Source organism: Pseudomonas sp. 1152_12 (genome assembly GCF_052850675.1).
The window spans coordinates 415,082-430,626 of record NZ_VXCW01000001.1 but is presented as its reverse complement, the minus strand read 5'-3'; the positions used below and the strand labels follow the sequence as shown (position 1 = coordinate 430,626).

Below are 15,545 nucleotides of genomic sequence, written 5' to 3'. Positions count from 1 at the left end.
CGCACGGTCAGGTGTTAATTAATCCGTGGATGCTGCTGCACCAGGTTCTGGCGCTTGGCTTCGAGCGCGGCAATTTCGGCATCGATGTCCTCAATCTTCTGCTCGATATTGTCGTGGTGCTCTTGCAGTATTTCCTTGGCTTCTTCCATGTCCGAGGCCGCTGGTGCCGCGCCGCGTAGAGGCTTGTTAGCGGTTTCCTTCATGGTCAGGCCGGTGATCAGGCCGATCACCGCGAACACCATCAAATAGTAGGCGGGCATGAACAAGTTGTTGGTGCTTTCCACCAGCCACGCCACGGCGGTGGGGGTGATGCCGGCGATCAATACCGAGACGTTGAACGCACTCGCCAACGCACTGTAACGCAAGTGCGTGGGGAACATCGCCGGCAAGGTCGAGGCCATCACGCCGATGAAGAAGTTCAGGATCACGGCGAGGATCAGCAAACCCGCGAAGATTAGACCGATCTTGCCGCTGGTGATCAGCATGAACGCCGGAATCGACAGAAACAGCAGGCCGATACTGCCGGCGATGATGAAGGGCTTGCGGCCGATCTTGTCGCTGACAAAGCCAATGAATGGCTGCACGAACAGCATGCCGACCATGATCGCGATGATGATCAGCACGCCGCTGTTTTCTTTGTAGTGCAGGTTGTGCGACAGGTAGCTTGGCATGTAGGTGAGCAGCATGTAGTACGTCACGTTGGTGGCCGCGACGATCCCGATGCAGGTCAACAGGCTGCGCCAGTGTTGGGTGGCGACTTCTTTGAACGACACTTTGGGGCCGTGCGTCAGGCCTTGGCGGTCGCCTTGTTCGAGTTTGTCCATGTGCTGCTGGAAGGCTGGGGTTTCTTCCAGCGCGTGGCGCAGGTACAGGCCGATGAGGCCCAGGGGCAGGGCGAGGAAGAACGGCAGGCGCCAGCCCCAGGCTTCGAAGTCGGCTTCACCCAGGATTGTCGAGATCAGCACCACCACGCCGGCGCCCAGCACGAAACCGGCGATGGAGCCGAAGTCCAGCCAACTGCCGAGGAACCCGCGTTTACGGTCCGGCGCGTATTCGGCGACGAAAATTGAGGCGCCGGTGTATTCACCGCCCACCGAGAAGCCTTGGGCCATTTTGCACAGCAGCAGCAGGATCGGCGCCCAGATGCCAATCGAGGCATGCCCGGGAATCAGGCCGATGGCGAAGGTGCTCAAGGACATGATGACGATGGTGGCGGCGAGGACTTTCTGCCGCCCGTATTTGTCACCCAGGGCGCCGAAGAACAGGCCACCCAGCGGGCGAATCAGGAACGGCACAGAAAAGGTGCCCAAGGCGGCGATCATTTGTACGCTGGGCGAGGCGTCGGGGAAGAACACTTTGCCGAGCACATAGGCGACAAAACCGTAGACGCCGAAGTCGAACCATTCCATGGCGTTGCCCAGTGCAGCGGCAGTGATTGCCTTGCGCACCTTGGCATCGTCGACGATGGTGATGTCTTTCAATCCGATGGGTTTGACGCTTTTCTTACGTAATTTCATGCAAGCCACTCTAAAACTGAACAGGGGAGGTGCCATCGTAGCGATGGCACCGCTCTGTCAGTTCAGATACAAGCGGACATGAAATAATTCAGCGTTATTTGCTTTTTTTTGCAACTGAATTGAACTTCATGCTTTCAAGAGGGAATTCTCCGAATGTCAGTCACCGCCTCACGCTTGACCTACCGTAAGCCCGAACTCAGCGATGTGCAGCGATTGTTCGCGATCTTCGGTGACCCGCAGACCAACTTGTTCAATCCTGCGGGCCCGATGGCCAGCCTGGCCGACGCTCAACGGCTGCTCAATCACTGGCGCGAGCAGTGGGCCACCCAAGGCTATGGCTGGTGGGCGATTGCGCGTCGTGAGGCACCGGAACACATCATTGGCTTTGGTGGCGTGGCGCCCCTCAATTACCTGACCGAGCGGCGCATCAACCTGGGTTATCGCTTCGCCGTCCAAGCCTGGGGGCAGGGCTACGCCACTGAGCTGGGGCGAGACGCATTGAACATGGCATTCGAAACCCTCCGCTTGCCTGAGGTATTCGGGCTAGTGCGGCCCGACCACGCGGCCTCGATTCGGGTGCTGGAAAAGCTGGGCATGCAGCCCTTTGGCGCGCTTGATGATGTGCCGGGCCAGGCGCCAAGCCTGGTATTTCGCCTCTGTCGTCCTATAACTACTGCCGGCTGAGTATTTTAGTACCCGCATGATACCTAGATAAACGGCAATCTTTCAGATTGACAGCGTTATGGGGGCTCGCTATAAAAGTCATAGTTGTACGACGACATATGACATTGCGTATGTCCTATCTAACAAAAATAAAAAGTGATGCCATGAATTTGAATGAGCCCCTCAACGCCCATCGCGTCGGCACCGCCGTCGGCAACTATCGCTGGACCATCTGCGCGATGTTGTTCTTCGCCACCACCATCAACTACCTCGACCGCCAGGTCCTCAGCCTGTTAGCGCCGCAGCTGTCAACGCAATTTGGCTGGAGCAATACCGACTACGCCAACATTGCGGCGGTGTTCCAATTTGTCTATGCGATTTCCATGCTGTTTGCCGGACGCTTTGTCGACAAGATCGGCACCAAGGCTGGCTACGTGGTGGCGATTGCCATATGGTCCACCGGCGCCATCATGCATGCGTTCTCAGTGCCGATGGGCGAGGGCATCGCTGCGGTCAGCGGCGCCATTGGCCTGGCGGTGATCCCGGTGTCGATTGCCGGTTTCATGGTGTCACGCGCTGTTCTGGCGGTTGGTGAGGCGGGTAACTTTCCCATCGCGATCAAGGCCACCGCTGAATACTTCCCGAAGAAAGAACGCTCACTGGCCACCGGTATCTTCAACTCCGGGGCCAACGTGGGGGCGATCTTGGCGCCGATCTGTGTGCCCTTGATTGCCGGAATGTGGGGCTGGGAAGCGGCCTTTATGGTCATCGGCATGTTGGGCTTTGTGTGGGTGGCGGTGTGGGCGATGGTTTACGAAAAACCGGAGCAGCAAAAACGCCTGTCGGCCGTAGAACTGGCTTACATCCGCAGCGACCAGACGGTGCAACCGTTCACGCCTGAGCCCGTCGGGGCAATTCCAAAAAAGGTCTCGTGGTTCAAGCTGCTGACCTACCGCCAGACCTGGGCATTTGCTTTCGGTAAGTTCATGACCGACGGCGTGTGGTGGTTCTTTCTGTTCTGGCTGCCCACCTACCTGTCAGCGCAATACGGCATGAAGGGCGCCGATATCGTACTGCCGCTGGCCGTGCTGTACAGCATGACCATGGTCGGCAGTATCGGCGGCGGCTGGTTCCCCAGCTATTTCATGGCACGTGGCGACGCACCGTATGACGGCCGCATGAAAGCCATGCTGGTGATTGCGCTGTTCCCGCTGGTGGTTTTGCTGGCACAGCCCTTCGGCTACTTGAGCTTCTGGGTGCCGGTGCTGCTGATCGGCGTAGGTGCCTCGGCGCACCAGGCGTGGTCGTGCAACATCTTTACTACCGTATCCGACATGTTCCCGCAAAAAACCGTGGCCTCGGTGGTCGGTATCGGCGGCATGGCCGGTGGCCTGGGCGGTGTGGTAATGACCAAGATTGGCGGTTGGGTGTTCGACTACTACAAGTCCATCAACGATATTCACACCGGCTACATGATCATGTTTGCGATCTGTGCCCTGGCGTACCTGGTGGCGTGGAGCGTGATGAAGGCGCTGGTGCCGCGCCATAAGGAAATCACTGATCTGTAACCCAGCGCGGCTTGGCTTGAAATGCAATTGCAGGTCGAGGGCTGACAGGGGCGCGACTGCCCCTGTCATACACGGGCTACTTATTACGGGTCACGCGCCAAATGGTATTGGCCAGGTCGTCGGCGATGATCAGCGCCCCTTTAGGGTCCACCGTCACACCCACCGGGCGCCCACGCGTCTTGCCGTCATCGCCGCGAAAGCCGGTGGCGAAGTCGATGGGTTCGCCGGACGGCTTACCGTTATTGAACGGCACGAAGATCACTTTGTAGCCCACCGGGTTGTCGCGGTTCCAACTGCCGTGTTCGCCGACAAACACACCGTCGGCGAATTTCTCACCCATGGCCGGGATGGAAAAATCCACGCCCAACGCCGCTACGTGGGAACCCAGGCTGTAATCGGGCTTGATTGCGGCGGCGACTTTCGTCGGGTTCTGCGGTTGCGCGCGCGGGTCGACGTTTTGGCCCCAGTAGCTGTAGGGCCAGCCATAGAAGGCGCCTTCACGCACCGACGTCAGGTAGTCCGGCACCAGGTCCGGGCCGAGTTCGTCGCGCTCGTTGGCCACCGCCCATAGCTGTCCGGAGCCGGGTTGGATGGTCAGTGCCGTCGGGTTGCGGATGCCGGTGGCGTAGGGTTTGTGCGCGCCGGTGGCGGCGTCGATCTGCCAGACCATCGCCCGGTCGATCTCCACTTCCATGCCACGCTCGGTGATGTTGCTATTGGAGCCGATGCCCACGTAGAGCTGGCGCCCGTCCTCGCTCACCGCCAGGGACTTGGTCCAGTGGTGGTTGATCTGCGCCGGCAGGTCGGTAATTTTAGTCGGCGGGCCGCTGGCTTTGGTCTGGCCGTCGGCGTAATCGAAGCGCACCAGTGCGTCCTGGTTGGCGACGTAGAGTTTGCCGTCGGCAAAGGCCAGGCCGTACGGCGCGTTGAGGTTGTCGGCGAACACCGTTTTCAGTTCATACGTGCCGTCACCGTCAGCATCGCGCAGCAGGGTCAGGCGGTTGCCGCCCTTGACCTTGGTGTTGCCCTGGGCCTTGATCAGGCTGGCGATCACGTCCTTGGGCTTGAGCTTGGCCGCGCTGCCGCCGCGACCTTCGGCGACGAGGATGTCACCGTTGGGCAACACCAGGGTTTGGCGCGGGATGGCCAAGTCGGTGGCAATAGCGGTGACGCTGTAGCCGTCGGGTACCTTGGGTTTTTGCTCGCCCCAGGGCGCAGGCTCGGCAATTTTCATGCTCGGCAGCAGGCTGCTTTGTTGCTCGGGTAATTTTGGGTCGGGGCCGCGGGCCTGGGTTTTGTCGCCTTCACCGCCACAGGCCGTCAGCAACAGGGCAGCGCTCAATACGCTCAGAGTATGAAGTGTTTTCATTTGGCAACTCCTGCGCGCAGGTTGGTCAGGCCGATCCAGGCGGCGGCGATTGCCAGCAGCGTGACGATCACCGACAGGATCAGGCCGCCCGGCATCATGGCGTAGGCGTCTTTGGCATGCTGAAACGCGTTGACCAGCCCAAGTACCCAGGCGGCTAGCAGTAGCAGGAAGTAAGCAACAGGGCGTCCGGCCTTGCGGTCGGCACGCAGCAGGTTGACCAGCGCAAACAACAACGCAAAGCCACTCAATACCAGCGCGCCGGCGATCAGCCAGGAAGCGAAGTTGGCCCATTGGATCTGGTAGGTCTGGCCGTAGGCAATGTCACTGAGCAAGGCACCAAGAAACAGCGGTACGCTGCCGGCCAGCAGCATCGAATGCAGCGGGCCAGGTCTGACGGTGGGGTAGGCGGGGAGGGTTGTCATGTCGGTGGCGGCTCCTTATCGTTCAGCACCCTGGAATCAGGGCACGATGACTTCGCATAGGAAAGGAGCCTGCCATTTGTAAGAAAGTTCACTGGGGCTTCGTGTCGAGATGTTTGTTGTTGCAAGCCCGCTCGCCACAGAATCGCCACCGGCAGTCAACTTGATTCACGCACTACGGTGGTTAAGTGAACCCCTGGCAGCGCCACGCGCCTAACCTCGTATACTCTTAACGATCGCTCATTTCCAGGCCTTTCCATGACCCACCCCCGCATCGGCTTTGCCTGCCAGTACAAGCACCCTGAGCGCCTGCCGTCAGCCAGTGCGCTCAAGTTAATCGAAGGCCCGTTCAACCCGCGCACTACGACCTTGCGCTGGATGGACAGCGTTGAACCCCAAGTCGCCCGCAGCAAATTGGTCGAGGTGGTGACACACAACCTGGCAGCCCAGTTGCGCCTGCTCGCCTATGTCGCCGAGCTGCCGGCGACGCTGCGCATGCTGCGCCTGAGCAGTGATTTGTTGCCGTTCTATAGCCACCCTAAAGTGGCGGGTGTGTACAAAGACCCGGCCATTCAACGTCAGTTGATCGAGGGTTTCGCCGCGATTGGCGACCTGGCGCGCAGCGCAGATATCCGGCTGTCATTCCACCCCGGCCAATATTGCGTGCTGGGCTCGGACAACCCCGGCGTGGTGGAAAACAGCCTGGCCGAGTTCGAATACCACGCCGACATGATTCGCATGATGGGCTACGGCCGACGCTTTCAGGACCTCAAGTGCAACGTGCACATCGCCGGCCGTTTGGGCGTTGAAGGCACGCGTGCGGTGTGGTCACGCTTGTCTGAGGTGGCGCGCAACTGCATCACCTTCGAGAACGACGAAAAGACCTACGGCCTCGACCACTGCCTGCAAGTGGCCGACCTGGCGCCGGTGGTGCTGGACATTCATCACTGCTGGATCAACGAAGGCGAGTACATCGACCCCGATTCGCCCCGGGTCGCCCGCGTGATCGACAGCTGGCGTGGCGTGCGCCCCACGATGCATTACTCCCAGCCGCAGGAAAGCCTGCAAGCGCTGGGCTTTGACGCCGAGCACAGGCTGGAAATGGACGCGCTTTTGCAGGTGGTCTCCAAGCGCGATCTGTATGCCCATAGCGAGCAAATGTGGAACCGCTGGACCAATGATTACGCGCTGCAGTTTCTCGAGCGCTTCGACATCATGCTCGAAGCCAAAGACAAGAACGTCGCAGCCTTGGCATTTTATGAGTATTGGCAGCGTCATTCGGCGTGAAAAATGGCATGCTGGGTGGCCCGATAAAAGGAACCGCTCCATGCCAACCCTGCATCTGCTGTGCGGCAAGATCGCCTCCGGCAAGTCCACACTGGCTAAAACCCTGGCCGCTGAGCACGCCGCTGTCGTACTCAGCGAAGACCACTGGCTCGCGCAGCTCTATCCGGGTGAAGTCCTGTCGATTGCCGATTACCTGCGCTGCGCCCAGCGCATTCGCGGGGTGTTGGGGCCGCTGGTGTGCAATATGCTGCAATCGGGCGTCAACGTGGTGCTGGATTTTCCCGCCAATACACTCGCCAACCGCGAATGGTTGCTCGGCCTGGCGCAGGCGGCTCAAGTACCCCATTGCCTGCATTACCTGGAGCTGGACGACGCCACCTGCCGCGCGCGGCTGCATGCGCGCAATGCCCAGGGCGAGCATGATTTCGCCGCTACCGATGCCGAGTTCGACCTGATCACGCAGCATTTCTGTGTGCCCAATGCTTCGGAAGGCTTGATGATTGAGGTGCATCGCCCATGAGCGCACTTCAAGGTGTCGATACAAATGGCTGTGTGCTGACCGTTACCGAAGCGCCCATTCAAGCCGAATTTCAAACGTTGCTGACTGCTGTGCGCGAGTCTCTGTCAAGTGCAGGGCTGGGTGTGGACAGCCTTTACCTCTACGGCAGTGTGGCAAGGGGCGATGCCAGCCCAGGCGAGTCCGACCTTGATCTGACGCTGGTACTGACTGACCCGCCGGAGGCGCAAGTACTCGAGGCGTTAGAACAACTGCGCCAGGCACTGGAACAACGGCACGAGGCGGTCACCAAGATCGACTTCGATATCGGCCACCGCGCCGAGGTGCTGGCGCCCGAGAACCGCAATCGCTGGGGCTTCTGGCTCAAGCATCACTGCCGTTGCGTGTGGGGCGATGACCTTTCGCTGCGCTTCGAGCCGTTTCGCCCATCGCGTGAAATCGCCTTGGCGCTCAATGGCGACTTCGAACCGGTGTTGAAGGGCTACCTCACGCGCATCGAACACGCCAACAGCGCGCCCGAGCGGCTGCGCTTGCAGCGTGAAGCGGCGCGCAAGTTGATTCGGGCGACGCACACGTTGCGCACGGCCGACGCCTCAGGCTGGCCGCAAACCCTCGAAGAGCACGTTGCCTTGTTCGTAAAGCATTACCCGGCAATGCGCATTCAGATCGCCTACTTCCTGTTTGAGGCGCGCAACCCAAGTGCCGAGCGCGAGACCTTTTCCACGCGGCTGCAGGCCTTTGTAAACTGGATGGTTTCAGCGCAGGCGTAGGCAGATATAGAGATCGATAGATGGAGGCGGTGCCTTACCGATGTGTTCCAACCCGCTGGCGATGTGGCAACAGATCTCAGAGCGCCAGTGCGGCGCGCGTTAGGGGGTAAAGCGCAGCACTGTCAGCTGATGTCTTTGGTCGCCTGTATCGAGTCGGCCTTGATCTCCTCGGCAAACTTGCGCATCAGCCGCACCAAATTGTCGAAATCGCCTGCCTCCCATGTCGAGAAAATCGACACGCCCATACGCTCGCGAGCGTCATCCACACGGTCGGTCATGGCCTTGCCTTTTTCGGTGATGACCGACTCGCGTACGCGGCGGTCCGCCGTGCTTTCCTGGCGCAGGATCAGGCCGAGGCCCTCCAGTTTCGCCACTTGGCGGCTGACGGTGGTGTAGTCGCGGCCCACGCGGTCGGCCAGTTCTACCACGCCAATCGGGCCTAGCCGCTCAACCAACACCAGCAGTGGAAACAGCGCGCGGTCCAGGGAAATCCCGGCCTCGCGCACCATGGCTTCGTCGCGCTGGGGGCGGTTCATCACCCCGACAATCTCCACTAGCGAGCCATGCAAGTCACGCAACTGCGCGCTCATATGTGCGTTTTGCACGCTTTTTCTTGACACTGTGTTTCTCCATCATAATATGTGCGTATTGCACATATAGGTGATCCGTATGAACGAGCGATGCGCTGTTGATGTACTGATTTGCGGTGCCGGTGCCGCCGGCTTGACCCTGGCGATCGACTTGGCGCGGCGCGGTATCACGTTCCGCCTGGTCGAAAAAAACCAGCAGCCGTTTCACGGCTCGCGTGGCAAAGGCCTCCAGCCGCGGTCTCAGGAAATTTTCGAAGACCTCGGGATTCTGGATCGCCTGTTTGCCGTGGGTGGAGTCTATCCGACTGAGCGGCGCTACCGCGACGATGGCAGCTACAGCGACGCTAATTCGATTGAGAGTCAGGCCCCAACGGCGGCCGAGCCGTATCAACAACCGTTGATGGTGCCGCAATTTCTGACCGAACGTGTGATGCGCGAGCGCCTGCTCGAACTGGGCCATCGGACACAGTTTGGTTGCGAGTTGGTGGCTTTCGAGCAGGACGCCGAAGGTGTCACTGCGCAGTTGGTCGGCCAGGCTGGTCCTGAATCACTGCGCGTGCGCTGGCTGGTGGGCGCTGATGGCGGCCGTAGTTTTGTGCGGCACGCCCTCGATATCGGTTTCCCTGGCAAGACCCTCGGCGTGCGTGCGCTGGTCGCCGATGTGCAGCTGTCCGGCCTTTCAGCGGAGTGCTGGCACCGCTTCGGCGAAGGCGACGTGCTACGGCAGATCGCCGTGTGCCCGCTGGCCGGCACCGAGTTGTTCCAGATCCAGGCGCCGATCCCGCTGGAGGCTGAGATGGACCTCAGCGCCGAAGGGCTGACGGCATTCGTAGCAAGCCGCACCGGGCGCGATGATATCCAGGTGCACGCCGTGTCCTGGGCGTCGGCGTACAGCATGAATGCCCGCTTGGCCGATCACTACCGCGTCGGCCAGGTGTTTCTGGTCGGGGACGCTGCGCACATTCATCCACCCACCGGCGGCCAAGGGCTCAACACCAGCGTGCAGGACGCTTACAACCTGGGCTGGAAACTGGCGGCAGTGGCCAACGGTGCAGCGCAAACGCTGCTCGACAGTTACGAAGAAGAGCGGCGTCCAATCGCAGCTTCGGTGCTCGGCTTGTCGACCCAACTGCTCGACAACTTGCAACGTGGCGACATGCGCCGGGGCAGGGAAGTGCATCAGCTGGACCTCGGCTACGCGCACGCGTCACTGGCGCTTGGGCGGGCAGGTCAGCGCGCGCCGGATGCGCGGCTGCGTGGTGCTGCCGGGCAATCGTTGCGGTTGTTTGACGTGTTCAAGGGCACGCATTGGACACTGCTGGGCTATGGCGTTACGCCGGGTAGCATGTCGCCTCGAGCAGGGCTGCATGTTCATTGCATTGGCCCGCACGGTGAGATGGTGGATGAGCTGGGGCAGTTTCAGGACGCCTACGCACTGGCGATTGGCGAGTGGGTGTTGGTGCGTCCAGATGGCTACATCGGGGCGTTTTTTTCGCCAGACAGTATTGAAACGCTGGAAGGCTACTTAGTGCGAGTAGGGCTTTAGCGGTGTATTTCAACGGCCGGGTTTTGGACCGTTGAGCACGGCGTCAGCCTCACGTGCGAGCGAAAGCAGTGCCGAGGTGGTCGCGTTGGTAATCTCAATAGTCAGCCCGGCGGCGTGTTCTGCAGCAGCCAGCAGGTCGGGCCGTACTTCATGACGCAGAACATCCGGTGCGACGCCGAGTGCTTCAGCGGCGGCATCAAACACCGCTACGTTGCTGTGTGCCGTATGGAGGCAGGTGATTCGCATCGGTCAATGTCTCCTGGCTCAAGGGGTGAACTCAGTTAACCTGGCTTCGCTGGGCGAAACAACGTTATGTTTGTTTCCCTGAGTTGAACGTCATCATTAAGGACGAAGGATGTCATTGATTACGCAACGCGTAGAACTGGCCAGCAACGGCGCCAACGATAAAGTCATTTGCCGCATGGCGTCAGGCTGGGCAGTGATGGGCGACGTGCAGTTTCTACCGGGTTACTGCCTGCTGCTGCCTGACCCTGTAGTCGCCAGCTTGAACGACCTGGACAGCGATGCCAGGGCAACCTACCTGCTCGACATGGCCCGCCTGGGCGACGCCGTGCTAGAGGCGACCGGCGCGCTGCGCATGAACTATGAGATTCTGGGCAACTCCGAGCCGGAGCTGCACTGCCACATTTTCCCTCGCTACGCCTCGGAACCGGCCGACAAACGCAAGATGCCCGTCTGGTTCTACGACTGGAAAACCGCTACACCTTACGCTGAAGAACAGCACGGCGACCTGCGTAAGAAAATCGCAGCGTTAATCAGCCGTTAACCCGCAATGGAAGCAAGCGCATGATGCAACGCAATAAACTCGTCCCAGAGCTGATGGTCACGAACCTGAATAAGAGCCTGGAATTCTGGGTGGCGCTCCTGGGTTTCAAGGTTGCCTATCAACGCCTGGAGGATGGGTTCGCCTACCTCGATCTGGAGGGCGCGCAGGTGATGCTTGAGCAAGTCGACCCGCTCGCCAATCAATGGCAAACCGGCGCGCTGGAGCGGCCGTTTGGGCGCGGCATCAACCTGCAGATCGACGTCGCGGCCGTACTCCCAGTTATTCAGCGGCTGGACGCGGCGGTATATCCCTTGTTCAAGGCAAGCAAGGACGTGTGGTACAGGGCGGGCGAAGTCGAGGTCGGCCAGCGCGAGTTCCTGGTGCAGGACCCGGATGGTTATCTGGTGCGGCTGGTTGAGCGGCTGGGTGAACGCGCGAATAACGCTTTTCAAAAGGGAACAACGTCAAATGCGTGAACGAAAGGCTTCCCGATTACTGGTGATCAACCCCGCTGGCGACGTCCTGCTGTTCAGGTTCGTGCATAAGGACGGTGCGTTGGCCGGCAAAAATTACTGGGCCACGCCGGGGGGCGGCGTCGAGGAGGGCGAAAGCTTTCACGCGGCGGCCCTGCGTGAATTGCGCGAGGAGACCGGGATTGTGCTCAGCACGGTTCAAGAACCGGTGGCAGAGCGCAGATTTCCTTTGATGCTACCCAGTGGCGAAACCGTGTTGGCGATTGAGCAGTTCTTCGTGGTGCATGCACCCAATGAGCTGCTTTCCCGAGATGAATGGACGCCGGAAGAAACCCAGGTCATGGCCGATCACCATTGGTGGACTGCAGACCAATTGCGCTCAACCACCGATACGGTATGGCCGCAGGACCTGTCTCAAATACTGGTGGACGCGGGTGCGTTTGACGCTGCGGCATCTTGAAAAAAGCGCGCTGGCCGGCAGGGCAGCAGTGAGGCATGTGCCTGGCTGTCGAGAATTTCTTCACTGGCCAGGCGCCCGACGATTGCCGCCAGCGCCACGCCAGGGTGCATTGAGCACACATACACACCGCCGACCGTGGGCAAGAAGCCGATCACAGGCAGACCATCCACCGCGATGGGCCTGAGCCCGACACAGGCCATTTGCGGTTCAAGTGAACGCACGCCCCTGAGTTCGTTGCAGATCGCTTCGCCCGTGCGCCGTGTAATCGCTGACGGATGATTCTCCTCGGCGTCGTCCCGGTAGTCTTCTGCCACCAGCAACGTGCCATCTGCCGTTTGGCGCACCTCCATTTCCGTGTTGGAGATAAGCGTACTCACGAGGCCGGGCTGTGTTGCGTAGCGGATGAACACCGACGGCGAGGCCTCGACTGCAAGCGTTGCGCCGAGCATGCCCGTCAGCGCCTTGATGCCGGTGCCTGCGGCGAACACGACCCCATCGGCCTCCAGTGTGCCCGTCGCGGTTTCGACGCCGGTTACCCGGCCATTCTCCGTTCTGAAACCCAACACGCGCGTCTGCGTGAGCACTTTCGCCCCCAGTGCCTGGGCGCCTGAGATCAACGCCTGCGTGGCTTGCACCGCGTCCAACGCACCCTCTTCGGCTTTGAACAAGGCATGTTCAGGCGGGTTTTTCAAGGTCGGCTCAAGCTCAAGAATCCGTGAGCGCGGCACCTGAGTGGCCGAAGAGGCGTGATCCGTGGCCTGCAAGGCTGCATCGGTGCCTGCGCCGTAACACAAGGCCCCGGTCCAGCGTATCTGCAGGTCAGGCAGTTCGCGTTGCAGGCGGCGAAACTCGCCGATGGCTGCACGGCGCAAGGCAGCGATCGGGTCGGGCGCACTGTGCGAGGTGTTGATCCAGGCGAACGAAGTGGCGGTGACGCCCGAGGCGATTTCACCGGCTTCCACCACGGTGACCTTCGCGCCTTTGCCTGCCAGGTGATAGGCCAGTGACGCACCCACTATGCCTGCGCCGATGACCACGATGTGTTGGCTCATCTCAATCTCCAACCGCCAACAGTTGCGCCGTGTCGACGACCCTGGCGTAGTCCATCGCCAGGTTACTCAGGGACAGCGCATGCACATGCTCGGCAGGCCAGAGCTGCCCCGACAAATCGGTTTGATCAAAGGTGTAGCAGGCGTCCCCGGCCACGATCACGTCAAAGCCCAGGTTGCCGCCGGAACGCGCCGTAGATTCCACGGAGTTGTTGGTGATCACCCCAGCGATCACCAGTTGCTTGATCGAACGCATGTGCAGCCAGCGTTCCAGGCCGGTAGCGGCAAACGCATCCGGGACGTTTTTTTCCACCACGTGTTCATGCTTGAGCGGCGCCAGCGCCTGCTGGAATTCGCAGCCTGGCTGGCCCGGCCAAAATACCGAGCCGGGAGTGCGCGATATGTGCCGCACATGGATGACCGGGCGTTGAGACTGCCGCCAGGCGTTCAGAAGCTGCTGGATGTGCCGTTCGGCATCCGGGTTGTTGCGACGCCCAAGCTTCGGGTCGTTCATGCCTCGCTGCATGTCGATGATCACCAGCGCTGCATTTGTCGCTAACGGTTCCATGGCATGTCCTTTTGCTGATCAGGAGCGAAACATAGCAGCGATGCAGGGGTTCAAACAGGGGCACATATGCCGTCGCGCCGAAGCCCGCGTAGAATTCGACGCAAGCCAACCACGTTCTAGAGGTCTCATGCCTGCCCACATTCGCCCGGCGCTTCCCGATGACGCGCCTCTATTGCCTCGTATCGAACTGAGCGCAGCTCAAGTATTCCGTGCGCTCGATGGCTTGAGCTGGCTGGCGGACACCGTCACGATGAGTGTCGAGCGTCACCGGCAGTTGATCGCGTTGTCAACCTGTTGGGTGGTCGTCGACGCGGACGCTCAGCCTCAAGGCTTCCTTAGCGCAGAGCGCCAGGGCGACGCACTGCATATTCATGAAGTATCGGTCGCGCAAGCAATGCAGGGCCAGGGCTGGGGGCGCAAGCTGGTCGAAACCGCGATGGAGTCTGCGCGCTCAACCCCGTTGCGTTCGGTGACCTTGACGACCTTCAAGCACGTGCCGTGGAATGCGCCGTTCTACAGTCGCTTAGGGTTTAAACCTGCAGTGGATCAGCGCCTGGCAGACATTCTGGCCGACGAATATGCCCATGGCTTTGAGCCGGATAGCCGCTGCGCCATGGCGTGGCGCGCCGTTTGACTGCCCGTCAACGCAGCTTCTCGAGCATCTGGTAGTACCACATCCCCACGGCCAGCATCGGGTTGCCCAACACATCGCCCAGCGGCACCTTGATGTGTTTGCACCCGGCAAAGGTGTCGAACTTTTCCAGGGTGCCGGTCAGTGCCTCAGCCATGATTTCGCCCATGATGTGGCTGGTGGCGATGCCGTGCCCGGAGTAACCCTGGCAGTACCAGACGTTGTCCGACAGCTTGCCCAGCTGTGGGATGCGATTCATCACAATGCCCATCGCACAGCTCCACTGAAACTCGATGTCCACGCCCTTCAGCGCCGGGAATGTGCGTTCGATGCACGGGCGCAACTCCGCTGCGATGTCACGTGAATCGCGCCCGGAATAGTTGGCGCCGCCACCAAACAGCAAGCGTGCGTCGCCCGTCAGGCGGTAGTAATCGAGCACAAACCGGCAGTCGTACACCGCCAGGTCGTGCGGGTTGATCTGCTGGGCCAGTGCGCCCAGCGGCGCGGTGGTGACGATGCCGCCCATGGCCGGGAAGATCTTGCCCTTGAGCTGCTTGGCTTCGAGCTTGTGGTACACGTCGCCGGCGAGCAACACCTGGCGTGCGTCGATGCGGCCCTGGGCGGTGATCACGGCGGGTCGCTCGCCATGCACGATGTCCAGCACTTCGCAGTTTTCGAAAATCAGCGCGCCCAGGCTGTGCGCCACGCGTGCTTCACCCAGGCATAGGTTGAGTGGGTGCAGGTGCAGGTTGCGCGTATTTTTTAGCGCGCCTAGGTACAGCGGGCTGTCCAGATGCTGGCGCACAGCGGTCTCATCGAGCAGGCTGACTTGATCGCCCATGCCACGCCGTTGCGCTTCATCGTGAAAGGCGCGCAGGTCGGTCATGTGCGAGGGTTTCATCGCGGCATGCAAGTGGCCGTGCTTGAGGTCGCAGTCAATCGCGTACTTGCTGACGCGTTGCTCGATGATGTCGTGGCCGCGCCAGCGCAGGTGCCAGATAAAATCGTCCACCTCATCGCCCAGGCGGCTGCGCATTTGTGCGCGCATGGCCGCGTCACCCGACAGGCTGCCGGTGACTTGCCCGCCATTGCGCCCGCTGGCGCCCCAGCCGATACGGTTAGTCTCGACAATCGCGACTTTGAGCCCGCGTTCAGCCAACTCGACGGCGCTGGCAACGCCGGTAAAACCGCCCCCGATAATCACCACGTCAACGCTGACCTGGCCTTGCAAAGTTGGGTACTGGGTGGCGTCGTTGAGGCTGGCGGTGTAGTACGAAGCGCTGCGCTGGGCAGCACCGATGACTGGGCGCATGGCGGCGGTCATGGGATGA

The 15,545-nt window shown here is 60.7% G+C and carries 18 protein-coding genes; 10 read left to right on the top strand and 8 right to left on the bottom strand.

The features are described from left to right. Positions 1-14: 14 nt before the first annotated feature. The gene (gene proP / locus FW764_RS01880) at positions 15-1,517 is read right to left on the bottom strand and encodes a glycine betaine/L-proline transporter ProP (RefSeq protein WP_446432487.1); all 1,503 of its coding nucleotides are present in this window, start codon (positions 1,515-1,517) and stop codon (positions 15-17) included. Positions 1,518-1,670: 153 nt separating this feature from the next. Between proP and FW764_RS01875 the strand changes: the two genes are divergently transcribed. Together FW764_RS01875 and FW764_RS01870 are read left to right on the top strand one after the other, a co-directional pair. After that, complete coding sequence (locus FW764_RS01875; RefSeq protein WP_446432486.1) at positions 1,671-2,201, top strand: GNAT family N-acetyltransferase; 531 nt, start codon at positions 1,671-1,673, stop codon at positions 2,199-2,201. A gap of 143 nt (positions 2,202-2,344) precedes the next feature. Further along, on the top strand, positions 2,345-3,748 hold the full coding sequence (locus FW764_RS01870) for an MFS transporter (protein WP_446432485.1): 1,404 nt from the start codon (positions 2,345-2,347) through the stop codon (positions 3,746-3,748). Between the two features lie 76 nt (positions 3,749-3,824). Here the strand turns inward: FW764_RS01870 and FW764_RS01865 are convergent, their stop codons facing one another. After that, positions 3,825-5,117 (bottom strand): PQQ-dependent sugar dehydrogenase, encoded by a 1,293-nt coding sequence (locus tag FW764_RS01865; RefSeq protein ID WP_446432484.1) that lies wholly within the window; start codon positions 5,115-5,117, stop codon positions 3,825-3,827. After that, positions 5,114-5,539, bottom strand: coding sequence for a DUF2231 domain-containing protein (locus FW764_RS01860; RefSeq protein ID WP_446432483.1), 426 nt, complete (start codon positions 5,537-5,539; stop codon positions 5,114-5,116). The genes FW764_RS01865 and FW764_RS01860 overlap by 4 nt, the downstream gene beginning before the upstream one ends. Before the next feature lie 255 nt (positions 5,540-5,794). On the opposite strand from FW764_RS01860, the gene FW764_RS01855 reads away from it, so the two are divergent. From FW764_RS01855 to FW764_RS01845, 3 genes are read left to right on the top strand one after another with little or no spacing between them, the layout of a single operon-like run. Then, positions 5,795-6,823 carry a UV damage endonuclease UvsE gene (locus FW764_RS01855; protein WP_446432482.1) on the top strand — a complete coding sequence of 343 codons (1,029 nt, stop codon included), beginning with the start codon at positions 5,795-5,797 and terminating at the stop codon, positions 6,821-6,823. Between the two features lie 40 nt (positions 6,824-6,863). Further along, on the top strand, positions 6,864-7,343 hold the full coding sequence (locus tag FW764_RS01850; protein WP_446432481.1) for an AAA family ATPase: 480 nt from the start codon (positions 6,864-6,866) through the stop codon (positions 7,341-7,343). Continuing rightward, on the top strand, positions 7,340-8,110 hold the full coding sequence (locus FW764_RS01845; protein ID WP_446432480.1) for a nucleotidyltransferase domain-containing protein: 771 nt from the start codon (positions 7,340-7,342) through the stop codon (positions 8,108-8,110). The genes FW764_RS01850 and FW764_RS01845 overlap by 4 nt, the downstream gene beginning before the upstream one ends. Before the next feature lie 122 nt (positions 8,111-8,232). On the opposite strand, the gene FW764_RS01840 is transcribed toward FW764_RS01845, so the two are convergent. Next, positions 8,233-8,715 carry a MarR family winged helix-turn-helix transcriptional regulator gene (locus FW764_RS01840; RefSeq protein WP_446432479.1) on the bottom strand — a complete coding sequence of 161 codons (483 nt, stop codon included), beginning with the start codon at positions 8,713-8,715 and terminating at the stop codon, positions 8,233-8,235. A gap of 64 nt (positions 8,716-8,779) precedes the next feature. Between FW764_RS01840 and FW764_RS01835 the strand changes: the two genes are divergently transcribed. Then, the gene (locus FW764_RS01835) at positions 8,780-10,246 is read left to right on the top strand and encodes an FAD-dependent oxidoreductase (RefSeq protein WP_446432478.1); all 1,467 of its coding nucleotides are present in this window, start codon (positions 8,780-8,782) and stop codon (positions 10,244-10,246) included. 9 nt (positions 10,247-10,255) lie between these two features. Here FW764_RS01835 and FW764_RS01830 read toward each other — a convergent pair whose 3' ends face one another. Continuing rightward, complete coding sequence (locus FW764_RS01830) at positions 10,256-10,492, bottom strand: hypothetical protein (RefSeq protein ID WP_446432477.1); 237 nt, start codon at positions 10,490-10,492, stop codon at positions 10,256-10,258. A gap of 109 nt (positions 10,493-10,601) precedes the next feature. Between FW764_RS01830 and FW764_RS01825 the strand changes: the two genes are divergently transcribed. Genes FW764_RS01825 through FW764_RS01815 form a run of 3 tightly spaced genes read left to right on the top strand, consistent with a single transcriptional unit; the run spans position 10,602 to position 11,966 of the window. After that, a complete protein-coding gene (locus FW764_RS01825; RefSeq protein WP_446432476.1) occupies positions 10,602-11,033 on the top strand; it encodes an HIT family protein in 432 nt (143 codons plus the stop codon). A gap of 20 nt (positions 11,034-11,053) precedes the next feature. Further along, positions 11,054-11,509 carry a bleomycin resistance protein gene (locus FW764_RS01820; RefSeq protein ID WP_446432475.1) on the top strand — a complete coding sequence of 152 codons (456 nt, stop codon included), beginning with the start codon at positions 11,054-11,056 and terminating at the stop codon, positions 11,507-11,509. Then, positions 11,502-11,966 carry an NUDIX hydrolase gene (locus tag FW764_RS01815; RefSeq protein ID WP_446432474.1) on the top strand — a complete coding sequence of 155 codons (465 nt, stop codon included), beginning with the start codon at positions 11,502-11,504 and terminating at the stop codon, positions 11,964-11,966. Before FW764_RS01820 ends, FW764_RS01815 begins: the two co-directional genes overlap by 8 nt. On the opposite strand, the gene FW764_RS01810 is transcribed toward FW764_RS01815, so the two are convergent. Both FW764_RS01810 and FW764_RS01805 read right to left on the bottom strand, forming a co-directional pair. Beyond that, a complete protein-coding gene (locus FW764_RS01810) occupies positions 11,921-13,018 on the bottom strand; it encodes an NAD(P)/FAD-dependent oxidoreductase (RefSeq protein ID WP_446432473.1) in 1,098 nt (365 codons plus the stop codon). The two genes, FW764_RS01815 and FW764_RS01810, sit on opposite strands and share 46 nt — an antisense overlap. A 1-nt stretch (position 13,019) precedes the next feature. After that, on the bottom strand, positions 13,020-13,583 hold the full coding sequence (locus FW764_RS01805) for a cysteine hydrolase family protein (protein WP_446432472.1): 564 nt from the start codon (positions 13,581-13,583) through the stop codon (positions 13,020-13,022). A 127-nt stretch (positions 13,584-13,710) separates the two neighbouring features. On the opposite strand from FW764_RS01805, the gene FW764_RS01800 reads away from it, so the two are divergent. Further along, positions 13,711-14,217, top strand: coding sequence for a GNAT family N-acetyltransferase (locus FW764_RS01800; protein ID WP_446432471.1), 507 nt, complete (start codon positions 13,711-13,713; stop codon positions 14,215-14,217). Positions 14,218-14,224: 7 nt separating this feature from the next. Here FW764_RS01800 and FW764_RS01795 read toward each other — a convergent pair whose 3' ends face one another. After that, the gene (locus FW764_RS01795) at positions 14,225-15,538 is read right to left on the bottom strand and encodes an NAD(P)/FAD-dependent oxidoreductase (RefSeq protein WP_446432470.1); all 1,314 of its coding nucleotides are present in this window, start codon (positions 15,536-15,538) and stop codon (positions 14,225-14,227) included. Positions 15,539-15,545 lie beyond the last annotated feature (7 nt).

What these genes read in the sequence shown, in the direction of transcription:
- proP (WP_446432487.1), bottom strand. Translation starts at nt 1,517, where the DNA reads ATGAAATTACGTAAGAAAAGCGTCAAACCCATCGGATTGAAAGACATC.
- FW764_RS01875 (WP_446432486.1), top strand. Translation starts at nt 1,671, where the DNA reads ATGTCAGTCACCGCCTCACGCTTGACCTACCGTAAGCCCGAACTCAGC.
- FW764_RS01870 (WP_446432485.1), top strand. Translation starts at nt 2,345, where the DNA reads ATGAATTTGAATGAGCCCCTCAACGCCCATCGCGTCGGCACCGCCGTC.
- FW764_RS01865 (WP_446432484.1), bottom strand. Translation starts at nt 5,117, where the DNA reads ATGAAAACACTTCATACTCTGAGCGTATTGAGCGCTGCCCTGTTGCTG.
- FW764_RS01860 (WP_446432483.1), bottom strand. Translation starts at nt 5,539, where the DNA reads ATGACAACCCTCCCCGCCTACCCCACCGTCAGACCTGGCCCGCTGCAT.
- FW764_RS01855 (WP_446432482.1), top strand. Translation starts at nt 5,795, where the DNA reads ATGACCCACCCCCGCATCGGCTTTGCCTGCCAGTACAAGCACCCTGAG.
- FW764_RS01850 (WP_446432481.1), top strand. Translation starts at nt 6,864, where the DNA reads ATGCCAACCCTGCATCTGCTGTGCGGCAAGATCGCCTCCGGCAAGTCC.
- FW764_RS01845 (WP_446432480.1), top strand. Translation starts at nt 7,340, where the DNA reads ATGAGCGCACTTCAAGGTGTCGATACAAATGGCTGTGTGCTGACCGTT.
- FW764_RS01835 (WP_446432478.1), top strand. Translation starts at nt 8,780, where the DNA reads ATGAACGAGCGATGCGCTGTTGATGTACTGATTTGCGGTGCCGGTGCC.
- FW764_RS01830 (WP_446432477.1), bottom strand. Translation starts at nt 10,492, where the DNA reads ATGCGAATCACCTGCCTCCATACGGCACACAGCAACGTAGCGGTGTTT.
- FW764_RS01825 (WP_446432476.1), top strand. Translation starts at nt 10,602, where the DNA reads ATGTCATTGATTACGCAACGCGTAGAACTGGCCAGCAACGGCGCCAAC.
- FW764_RS01820 (WP_446432475.1), top strand. Translation starts at nt 11,054, where the DNA reads ATGATGCAACGCAATAAACTCGTCCCAGAGCTGATGGTCACGAACCTG.
- FW764_RS01815 (WP_446432474.1), top strand. Translation starts at nt 11,502, where the DNA reads ATGCGTGAACGAAAGGCTTCCCGATTACTGGTGATCAACCCCGCTGGC.
- FW764_RS01810 (WP_446432473.1), bottom strand. Translation starts at nt 13,018, where the DNA reads ATGAGCCAACACATCGTGGTCATCGGCGCAGGCATAGTGGGTGCGTCA.
- FW764_RS01805 (WP_446432472.1), bottom strand. Translation starts at nt 13,583, where the DNA reads ATGGAACCGTTAGCGACAAATGCAGCGCTGGTGATCATCGACATGCAG.
- FW764_RS01800 (WP_446432471.1), top strand. Translation starts at nt 13,711, where the DNA reads ATGCCTGCCCACATTCGCCCGGCGCTTCCCGATGACGCGCCTCTATTG.
- FW764_RS01795 (WP_446432470.1), bottom strand. Translation starts at nt 15,538, where the DNA reads ATGACCGCCGCCATGCGCCCAGTCATCGGTGCTGCCCAGCGCAGCGCT.